This window comes from Salisediminibacterium beveridgei, from assembly GCF_001721685.1.
GTDB lineage: Bacteria > Bacillota > Bacilli > Bacillales > Salisediminibacteriaceae > Salisediminibacterium > Salisediminibacterium beveridgei.
In genome coordinates this window covers 3,356,567-3,368,083 of record NZ_CP012502.1, presented here as the reverse complement: position 1 = coordinate 3,368,083, position 11,517 = coordinate 3,356,567, and the positions used below count along the sequence as shown (strand labels likewise).

The window sequence follows — 11,517 nt, the reverse complement described above, 5'->3', positions numbered from 1 at the left end:
ACAAACATACGATCGCTGACAACCACTGTCACCTATCGCATTAAAATGGAACGAGAGAAAATGAGGAGATGATTCTGAACATGGTCAATTTTCAAGAGAAGGTTAATTTTTTATGGACAATCGCAGAAATTCTAAGGGGGCCCTATAAACCGGAGGATTACGGGAAAGTGATTCTTCCGATGGCGGTTCTTCGACGTTTTGACTGTGTATTAGAAGATACAAAAGATGCTGTATTGGAGCAATATGAACAGTATAAAACGTTACCTGATGAAGCAAGGGATGAGATTTTAAATCGGACTTCTAATCAGAAGTTCAATAATGTTAGTAACTATGATTTTAATAAGCTTTTAAATGATGCGGATAACGTGGCTGAAAACTTCAGAGATTATATCAATGGCTTTTCTGGTGTTGCAAGAGATATTATTAATTATTTTGATTTTGATAAGCAGATTGAAAAGATGGATCGGAATGATTTATTGTATCTGACGATTAAGCGATTTTCTGAAATTGATTTGCATCCTGGGGTCGTATCCAATCTTGAAATGGGTTATATCTTTGAAGAGTTGATTCGTCGATATTCAGAACATGCTGAAGCTGGGGATCATTTCACACCTAGAGAAGTCGTTCGGCTTATGGTGGGTTTGATGTTTAACGAAGATCATGACATCCTGACAAAGCCGGGAATCACACAAACGTTATATGACAGCTGTGCTGGAACCGGTGGTATGGGGTCTATTGCACAGGAATATTTGAAAGACTTAAATCCATCTGCAGAACTGGCATTCTTCGCGCAGGAATTCAACGAAGAGTCCTATGCGATGTGTAAGGCAGATACGATGATTAAAGGTGAAGAAGCGAAGAATATTCGGTTTGGGAACACGCTCTCCAAAGATGCATTTCCGAATAATAAATTCGATTATTTGATCACAAATCCTCCTTACGGTGTCGAGTGGAAACCAGCAGAAAAGGCAGTAAAAGCTGAACATGAGGATCAGGGTTTTCAAGGTCGATTTGGTGCAGGATTACCTCGAATTGGAGATGGCCAGCTCTTGTTCCTGCAGCACTTGGTTTCAAAGATGAAGCCAGTGACAGAGGATAATCCAAAGGGATCACGAGTTGCGATTATTATGAATGGATCACCGTTATTTACAGGCGACGCAGGTAGTGGTGAAAGTGAGATTCGCAGATATGTGATTGAAAATGATTTGGTTGAGGCGATTGTGGCTATGCCGACTAGCCTGTTTTACAATACAGGTATTTCAACGTACATCTGGATTCTGACCAATCATAAGGCTAAATGGCGACAAGGTAAGATCCAACTGATTAATGCGGTGGACTTTTATCAAAAGATGCGAAAGAGCCTGGGCGAGAAACGTCATGAGATTTCACAGGATCAGATCAATGAGATTATTAAGATGTATGGTGATTACCAAGAAGGTGAGCACGTTAAAATCTTTGATAATGAAGATTTTGGCTTCCAAAAAATCACCGTTGAACGACCGTTGAAACTGAATTTTAAAGTGGATGATGAACGTATTGAGCGTCTTCATGAGCAAAAAGCGTTTCAAAATCTTGCAACATCAAAGAAAAAAGGTGAAGCAGGCGAGAAGGAAGTAGAAGCTGGTCAGAAGAAGCAGCAAGCGATTCTGGGAGCGTTACAAACGCTTCAAGACGGTACGCTTTATAAAAATCGAGATGCGTTCACAAAGGCTTTGAAGAATGCGTTAAAACAGGCTGGTGTGGATGCGAAAGCGCCAATGCTGAAAGCGATTCTTGCTGCTCTTGGTGAACGTGATGAAACGGCTGATGTATGTCTGAAGAATTCCAAAGGTGAATTGGAAGCAGATCCTGAGCTTCGTGATACGGAGAATGTTCCGTTAAAAGAAGACATTCACGAATACGTTGAACGTGAAGTATTGCCTCACGTACCGGACGCTTGGATTGATGAGGATAAGACGAAAATCGGTTATGAGATCCCGTTTACAAGGCACTTTTATAAGTATGAACAGTTAAGGCCATCAGACGAAATCAAAGCTGAAATTCAGGAACTAGAAGCGAGTATTTTGGAGAAATTGAAGAAGGTGATGGTGTGAGTGAAATTAATTCATCTCTCATAAAAAAAGAAGGTTTAGAATGGATAGGAGAAATTCCGAGAACGTGGAATATTAACAGATTGAAAATATCTATTAGTAAAGTTAAAAATGGTGTTTGGGGTGAAGATCAAAAAAGAGATAAAAATGACATTGAGTGTGTAAGGGTTGCAGATTTTAATAGATTAAAATTTGTAATTGATAATAAACCTTTAACAGTTAGAAATGTTATTGAGAACAATAAATTTCTTTTAGAAAAAGGAGATTTATTGATTGAAAAATCTGGAGGCGGAGATAAACAACCTGTAGGTTTTGTTGTTAGATATAATTTAAATAAGCCAGCTGTGTATGCTAATTTCATAGCAAAAATGACATTAAATTGTGAATTGGCGGATTCAGAATACTTTATGTATTTGCATTCAACTTTATATGCACATCGAATAACTTTACGGTCAATTAAACAGACAACGGGTATTCAGAATCTTGATATAAATTCTTATATGAATGAATATGTGCCATATCCCCCATTACAGATACAGAGAGAAATTTCAAAATATTTAAATCAAAAAACCTCTGAAATCGACACGCTAATCGCCGACAAAGAACGATTAATTGAGTTGCTTGAAGAAAAGCGCCAGGCAGTCATCACCGAGACGGTCACAAAAGGACTTGATCCGAATGTGAAAATGAAGGATTCAGGTGTGGAGTGGATTGGAGAAGTGCCGGAGCATTGGGAAGATAGTAAGATTAAACATACATGTTTAATAAATGATAAAGTCTTGTCAGAATCAACTCCAAAGGATTTAGATTTACATTACATTGATATAGGTTCGGTTAATTCAAGCGGAGAAATAATTGGGATTGAAAAATATAAATTTTCGAGTGCACCAAGTCGAGCTAGGAGAGTAGTTAAAAAGGGAGACACACTTATTTCTACTGTAAGAACATATTTGAGAGCAATTACTTGGATTGACCAAGATTTAACTAATTTAATTGCCTCGACAGGTTTTGCAGTTATCACTCCTCAAAAAATGGTGGAGGATAGGTTTTTATCATACTTATTGAGGTCTAATTTGTATGTAGAGAATATTGTGAGTAAATCTGTAGGAGTAAGTTATCCAGCGATTTCATTTAAAGAATTAGAAAACATGCCAATATTTTTTCCTAGTATCAAAGAACAAAAAGATATTGTTAAAAAAATTGATGATCAAAGTGAACATCTGATTTCAAGTAAGAAAGAGATTCTTTTGCAAATTTCTAAACTCAAAGAATACCGCCAGTCCCTCATCTACGAAGCTGTTACGGGTAAAATCGATGTCAGTGATTATGATGTTCCTGTTGAATCTGATCCGGAGGAGGTCTCCCAGTGAGTATCGATTATAGCGAACGAGGATTTGAAGAGAATATCGAACAGCATTTAATGGAGTCAGGGTATCGCCAACGGGCGTTGGAAGGGAGAGCCCTTGAAACGTTTCAAAAATGGGCGATCGATCAGGATGTGCTATTTGAATTTCTTGAATCAACACAGCCACAATCCCTTGAACGACTCAAGAAAGCTTATAAAGACGACTATGAATTCAAGATCATGAGTCGCCTTGATAAGGAACTGAAAAAGCGTGGGATGATTGATTGTCTGCGTCATGGTATTAAGGATTACGGGGTTACGCTGAAACTCGCTTATAACAAACCGGTAACAGACATGAACCGAACGCTCGTTGAAAATTACGAAAAGAATATCTTCACCGTCAGCCGTCAGGTGTATTACAGCCAGAAGAATCGGAATTCGATTGATATGATGTTGTCATTGAATGGACTGCCGATCGTGGTTAAAGAATTAAAGAATCAGTTAACCAATCAAACGGTTGAACACTCGATGGAGCAATTTAAGAAAGACCGTGATCCACGTGAAATACTGTTTCAGTTTAAAGCCCGTGCAGTTGTCTATTTTGCTGTGGATACCGACGAGGTACACATGGCAACACGTTTGAGTAAAGACAGTACCTTCTTCTTGCCTTTTAACCGCGGAAATGATGGCGGAAAAGGAAATCCGCCAGTCGAAGACGATTACCGGTCTTCGTATCTCTGGAAAGAGATTTTGCAAAAGGACAGTTTACTGGATATTCTGTTTCGCTTTGTGTATGTCCAAAAAGAAGATATGAAAGACAGCAATGGCGATATCATCGAAACCAAAGAAGTCGTGATCTTCCCCCGTTTTCATCAACTGGATGCTGTTCGCAAAATTGAACAGGATGTATCGGAGCATCGGGCTGGTAAGAATTATTTGATTCAACACTCCGCAGGAAGTGGAAAGACAAACAGCATCTCTTGGCTTTCTCACCGCCTTGCGAAATTGCACGATGAACAGGACGAACCGGTTTTTGACAGCGTCATTGTCATTACCGATCGCAGGGTGTTGGATAAGCAGTTACAGGATGCGGTGTACCAGCTGGAGCATAAAGCAGGGATGGTCGCAAAAATTGATCGCGACTCGGCTCAGCTTGCCGGGGCCATTCGGAATAAAACAAAGATTATCATAACGACGCTGCAAAAATTTCCGTTTATCTTAGAAGAAGTCGGCTCGTTTAACCGTGGTTCGTATGCGGTTATCATTGATGAAGCACACAGCTCGCAGGGAGGAAAAGCTTCAGGGGCGATGACATCGATTCTTTCAGATAAAACTCTTGAGGAAGCTTATGAGGAAAGTATGAAAGAAGAACATGAGACAACGGATGCGGAAGAACGCATGATTGAGCATATTGCCAAGACCGGTGATCAGGATAATATCTCATTCTTTGCTTTCACCGCGACGCCGAAGCCAAAAACCATCGACCGATTTGGCACAGAACGAGAAGACGGCCAAAAGGGACCCTTTCACCTTTATTCGATGCGTCAGGCCATTGAAGAAGGCTTTATCCACGATGTTTTGAATAACTATGTAACCTATGACACGTTTTACAGAGTCGAGAAGATGATTCACGATGATCCGGAAGTGGCCAAGAGTAAGGCTTCAAAGCAAATTGCCAGGTATGTATCACTTCATCCCCACAATATCGCTCAGAAAGCAGAGATCATGGTGGAACACTTCCGTAATGTGACTCGCCATAAAATTAATAACAGGGCCAAGGCAATGGTTGTGACAGGCAGCCGAAAACATGCAGTGCGTTATAAATTTGCTTTTGATGATTATATCAAGGCGAAAGGGTACACCGATATGCGGACACTTGTCGCTTTCTCCGGTACTGTTGAGGACAATGGGGAATCGTATACGGAACCGGATCTAAACAGCATCAGCGAGAAGGAGTTGCCGGAACAGTTTCATTCGGATGATTATCAGGTATTGATCGTGGCTGAGAAGTACCAGACCGGTTTTGATGAACCACTGCTTCACACCATGTACGTGGATAAACCGCTTGATGGTATTAAAGCCGTACAGACGCTTTCGAGGCTCAACAGGACGTGCAAAGGCAAGGATGATACATTTATCCTCGATTTCGTAAACGAGCCTGAAACGATTCAGCAGGCCTTCCAACAGTACTATGAGGTCACGACCTTGGCTGAAGACACCGATCCGAATATGCTCTATGATCTGCAGCATGAGTTAGACGCCATGCAGGTCTATACTGAGGAAGAACTTGAATCAGTCGCAAACCTTGAATACAGTGGGAATACGATGAAGGATGCACGTATGCAGCTTAAGTTAAATGCCTCCCTTGATCCGGCTGTAGAACGGTTTAAAAACGACTTGGTTGAGGAAGAACAGGAAGCATTTAAGTCGGCAGCAACAAAGTTTGTTCGGACGTATGCGTTCGTGCTTCAGATCGGCCCGTTCTCGGACGTGGATCTGCATAAACGATTTATCTTCTTGACCTATCTCCTAAAGAAGTTGCCGAAAAAGCCGCAAGATCCGATCTATATTTCGGATGATGTTGCGTTGGAATACTATAGAAATGAGAAAGTTTTTGAAGGTAGCATTTCGCTCAATCAGCAAGGCGGTGAGGCTTTGTCTCCAGCCCAGCATGGTACAGCCGGATCAACGGAAGAGGAAAAAGAGCGCTTGTCTTCGATCATTGAGCGTATCAATGAAAGGTTCGGAACGTATTTTACTGATGCGGACAGACTCTCTCGAGATCAGATTGCGATGGATATTAAAGAACAGGAAGAGATGGCTGAAAAAGCGAAGAACAACAGCATTGATAATTTCAAATACAGCGCAGAAAAATCGTTTTTGGATTCTGTCATATCGAGGATGAATATGAATGAAGAATTTCATATGCGAATCTTGCAAGACCCTGAATTTAAAGAATTTCTGATGAACGATATTTTGAATGAGGTTTACCGTGAATTAAGGGACGGAGAAGGACCAAATTGAATTTTACTACTTCTTTACTTTAATCTTATAGTTTATTAAGTTGGATCACGAATTTTGATGTTTTTTAAGGAGTAGATACACGAAAATATAGATATCGTGAGAAATCAGATGTATTAATTTTAGATATAGATGAAGATATCTGTGCTAATTCATAAGGATAGAGTTAAATAATTATGTGAGTGAGAGTTTCAATAAATATGAATGGGGAGGACACTTTTAAATGGAAACATCCGAATTAACACTTAATACTAAAGGGGAATTTTACGAATTTTTAAAGGATAAAAACAATTATGAGCAAGAATATTTAGAGTGTATAGAAAACACAGTTAACAACTTGATGAAACAGCAAACATCTGCTAATAAACCAGGAATGTTATTAGGGAAAATCCAATCAGGTAAAACAAGAACATTTCTAGGAATCATGGGATTAGCCTATGATAATGCCTTTGATGTAGTTATAATTTTAACCAAAGGTACAAAAGCTTTGGTTAAACAAACAATAGCTCGTTTGAACCAAGAGTTTGATGAAATGATTATAAGTGATAAAATGCGAATTTACGATATTATGACTTTACCTTCAAATCTAAGTAAATGGGAATTAAATAAAAAAATTGTTTTTGTTGTAAAAAAAGAAACGAGAAATATGGACAGGATTAGTGACGCATTGTTTGGAAATTATTCTGACTTAATTAATAAGAATATTTTATTTATAGATGATGAAGCGGATTTTGCAAGTGTATCTTATGAAAAAAATTCCCAAAAAAATATTGTAAATATGAAAATAATATCTTCAAAGATTGATAAAATTAGGGCGAATGTTAGTAAAGGTTCATTTTTACAGGTAACAGCTACCCCATATTCGCTATATTTACAACCAGATGAAAGGGAGATTAATGGTTCTCTTAAATTTGAACCAGTTAGACCCGCTTTTACGGAATTAGTACCTATTCATGATAAATATGTTGGTGGTGATTTTTACTTTGATGAATCAAAAAATGAGGACTCACCAGCATATTACTTGTATCAGGAAATAAATGAAAATGATTTAGACGTTATGAAAAAAATGGATTTACGTCGGGTTCGAAAGGAAAATTTACTAACACAGAAAAATTTGTATAACCTAAATCAGGCTGTTATCAATTTTATTGTTGGTGGTTGTATAAGGAGGTGGCAACAAAGATATCTCAAAAAGGATGAAGAAAAATATTCAATGGTTGTTCATACAGAGACTGGTAAAAAAGCACATGAGTGGCAACAACAATTGGTTAATCTTATACTAGAGGATTTAATTGAGTTAGTAAAAGATAATGATGAATTATTTGTTGAATGGATTGAAGATTCATATAACTATTTAATGAAATCAATTAGATTAGTTCCTATTGCAGAACCTTCGTTTGATGAAATCTTAAAAGAAGTTAATGAGGCTTTAATTCAGGAAATGGTAGTAGTATCGACGGTGAATTCAGACAAAGATGTAGAAGAGTTATTAGATTCTACAGGACAATTACAACTACGAACACCAATGAATATTTTTATTGGGGGGCAAATTCTAGACAGAGGAATAACAATTGGAAATTTAACGGGTTTTTTCTACGGTCGAAATCCGAAGTCTTTTCAACAAGATACTGTCCTTCAGCACTCAAGAATGTTTGGTGCAAGATCTATGGAAGATTTAGCTGTTACAAGATTTTATACTACTAGAAAGATTTATAATGTCATGGAAAAAATCCATGAATTTGATTCAGAACTAAGGGAAGCTTTTGAAAAAGGAAACGACCAAGGTGTTGTTTTTATTCAGAAAGATACATCGAATAAAATTGTTCCTTGTAGTCCTAACAAAATATTACTTTCTAGCCTTGTAACACTGAAGCCTCATAAGCGCATATTACCAATCGGTTTCCAAAGTGGGTACAAGACTCATATTAGTAAAAAAACAGACTTTTTATCCGAAATTATTAATGAAATCAAGGAGTATTCACCTCAAGTCATTGACAATGATGCATTTTTAGCACCCTTAAGTGAAATGAAGAAAGTTCTAGCAACCATCCACGAAACACTTGAAATGGAGGATGGCTATGAGTGGGATTTAGATGAATTTTTTTCTATTTTGGATTATTTAACATTGGATAGTAAAGATAAGTTTGTCTGGGTAATTGTACGTGAGGGTAGAAATATAAAAAGAGTTGATTCGGAAGGTAGATTTGAGAACGCTCCTGACACACCTAAAGAAGAGCTAAGAGTAGCGAGAAAGGTTGCTATAGATCATCCGGCAGTAATGTTACTAAAACAAAATGGTGATATAGATAAAGGATGGAGAGGCACTCCATTCTGGTGGCCAGTAATGTTATCTCAATTAAATATAGAATCTACAATTTATGCAAAAGATACTATTTAAATTATGGTGAAGTTTGCTTTTGTGATTGAGATGCCTGTCCCCCGGCGCAGTTAAGTATCAACACAGTGGGGTAAGCCACTTTTTTAAAAAAGATTGCAGAGTTTCGATTGGAAGACATATAGCGTTTTGATGTAAAGGCTGGGAGGAAACTTCCGGTCTTTTTTTGATAATATGTCACGAATCCAATTATTAATTATGAGGAATTTGAGTTAATTAATGGTATAATTATAGCTGATATATCAATTCATGGTAAGTAGATATAGGTATGAATTCGTATGTGAAAGTCGATTGATAAGTAGGACCTTATGATGCCAGTTCCGGGATATCAAGACTTTATTTACCCAGTTTTGCAATATTTAAAGGATGGAAGAGAGCATTCGTTACAAGAGTTATATAAGGAAATGGCTGACTATTTTCAATTGTCGGAAGAAGAAATTAATGAAAAATTACCGAGCGATAAGCAAGCAGTGTTCCGAAACCGGGTGAGTTGGGCTAATACGTATTTATATAAAGCTGCTTTGATTGAAACTGTAAAACGCGGAGTATTCAGGATTACTGATAAAGGTAAAGTAATCGTAGAAGACCCGACAATCACAAAAATTGACCGCAAATTTTTAACTCAGTTTGATAGTTTCAATCAATTTATCAATAACAGAGAGCTTGAGGAGCCAGTCTCCCGTTACACTAAAGCATTACTGCATTGGGGGTCAGGCGCAAATTTCGTTATAAAATAGATATTATATGGAAAATAAAGAATGAATGTTATTTTAGGCGGATATATGATTAATCTTATTGAATTAAACGATTTTCTCTAAATAATTTTAAGCGTCATATTCTTTTTGATTACTACAGTGATGATTTACAGACAAATTTTGAGTTTATCAATTTAACAGAAATTGCGAAGAAAAGTGCCTGACCCCCATCACACTCCGGTAATAATTGTATCTTACTATATATATTTAATTTAAATGAGGTGAAAGCAATGGCTATGTTTGTATCTGATGAATTGAATCTTGGTTCAAAATTAGAACAGTTAGGTGTCTTTGATTCACTTATGGATGAAGATAGTAACTTCTTCATTAATATAATTCGATTAAGGAATACCGAAGTTCCTGAATTTAAGAATTCATATGAGAACATCAATTCATATTTTATGAAATTAGGTATATTGTTGAAAGCATCTAATAACACTAAAGACAAACTTTTTCGATCAGCGGTAAGTATGTTTGATTTTTCCGAAGTAAGAGGAATAAATTTAGGGTTTTCAAAGGGAAAAGGTGGTTCTGGATTTGGTACAAAACTTAGTAATCAAATAGTTAAAGATGCATCAGAGATTATAAAAAGTGGATCAGATCAGCCGGAGATATTTCACCTAACGAGTTTATTTGAAGAAAATGTGGGGCCTGATAGATTAAGTGATATGATAGCAACACTAATCCATGATGATATAGTGAGATACACGAAAAGAATTTATGAAGAAGTAGGTATAAATGAAAATAATTATCCTGGATATACATTTAATTCAGGGATATTAATAAATCCGTACAAGGATTGCGAATTATTATTGCTTCCAATTGATATATTACATGAGCTGCCTATAGCGAGCTCTTGGGAAGATATTGATAGGGTTGTAAATGAAAATGAAACAATTAAAAGAGAAATGAGTGAAGTTGTAGGTAAAGAATGGAGCAAACTAGCATCTAGTAAGAAAAAAAGTTACATAAAGGATTTTATTTTCATGAAACCTGACCTTGTCAGTAAAGTAATCGACGATTATAAATCTACTGAAGTAACTAAGTATGATGTATATCAGAATATAAATTATAAAATTAATAGGTTAATCAACATCATCACAAATGAAAAAGAAAAACTTCATCTATCAAAGAAGAACTCTTATGAATCAGCTAAAGAAATAATAAATGAATATAAGAAATGGATTGAAAACCAAAAGGGGTATACTATTTTTTCTAAAGGAATTAATACACGGAATGAAGAGAAAATAATTCAAAAGACTTTACACGGGATTGCAGCTTATTATTGCAAAATAAATGATATAGATATTAGTCCAGAATCGAATGCAGGCAGAGGACCAGTTGATTTTAAAATTAGTCGAGGTGAAGATAAAACGGTAGTGGAGATCAAGTTAACATCTAATCCCAAAACCCTTCATGGATTTGAAGTCCAAATTGAAGAATATGCGAAGTCTGAAGGAACAGATAATAAAATTTTTTTGCTGATTGATAATGGGAGTTCATCAAACCGGATTAATGAAGTAATGGAAAGTCACAAAAAAAGGTTAGAATCAGGTGAGAATCCAGCGACAGTTATACAAATAGATGCAAAGTTTAAAGAATCAGCTAGCAAATATTTACCCAATAGTAATTCCTAGTGAAAAGGGCCTGACCCGAATGCGCTAAAGAATTACCGCATTGGGGGAAATGTGCGAGATTTGGAGTAACCAAATCATCTAAGCAACGATAGAATTGTTGGAATGGAGATAAAAACTGCACTTTTAGTCAGTTAATCCTTGTTAAGTTGATACCGTGGAAGGATGGCCGGCGAGGTCCTATCAAAATTCATACCGAAAACCGCCTTTGTGAGGTCATCCCCTACTTATTTAAGGTTTTTCATTGCAGGAAATCTCCTCCATCTGTCGAATAAGT

The 11,517-nt window shown here is 36.9% G+C and carries 6 protein-coding genes; all 6 read left to right on the top strand.

Annotation, left to right across the window (positions count from 1 at the left end; genetic code table 11):
• Nucleotides 1-80 precede the first annotated feature (80 nt).
• Nucleotides 81-2,093 carry a type I restriction-modification system subunit M gene (locus tag BBEV_RS15860; RefSeq protein WP_069366351.1) on the top strand — a complete coding sequence of 671 codons (2,013 nt, stop codon included), beginning with the start codon at nt 81-83 and terminating at the stop codon, nt 2,091-2,093.
• Complete coding sequence (locus tag BBEV_RS15855; protein WP_084007439.1) at nt 2,090-3,460, top strand: restriction endonuclease subunit S; 1,371 nt, start codon at nt 2,090-2,092, stop codon at nt 3,458-3,460. The genes BBEV_RS15860 and BBEV_RS15855 overlap by 4 nt, the downstream gene beginning before the upstream one ends.
• A complete protein-coding gene (locus tag BBEV_RS15850; RefSeq protein ID WP_069366350.1) occupies nt 3,457-6,459 on the top strand; it encodes a type I restriction endonuclease subunit R in 3,003 nt (1,000 codons plus the stop codon). Before BBEV_RS15855 ends, BBEV_RS15850 begins: the two co-directional genes overlap by 4 nt.
• Before the next feature lie 220 nt (nt 6,460-6,679).
• Nucleotides 6,680-8,854, top strand: coding sequence for a Z1 domain-containing protein (locus BBEV_RS15845; RefSeq protein ID WP_069366349.1), 2,175 nt, complete (start codon nt 6,680-6,682; stop codon nt 8,852-8,854).
• Nucleotides 8,855-9,162: 308 nt separating this feature from the next.
• On the top strand, nt 9,163-9,588 hold the full coding sequence (locus tag BBEV_RS15840) for a winged helix-turn-helix domain-containing protein (protein ID WP_069366348.1): 426 nt from the start codon (nt 9,163-9,165) through the stop codon (nt 9,586-9,588).
• A gap of 248 nt (nt 9,589-9,836) precedes the next feature.
• On the top strand, nt 9,837-11,243 hold the full coding sequence (locus BBEV_RS15835) for a DUF8370 family protein (RefSeq protein ID WP_069366347.1): 1,407 nt from the start codon (nt 9,837-9,839) through the stop codon (nt 11,241-11,243).
• Nucleotides 11,244-11,517: the final 274 nt, after the last annotated feature.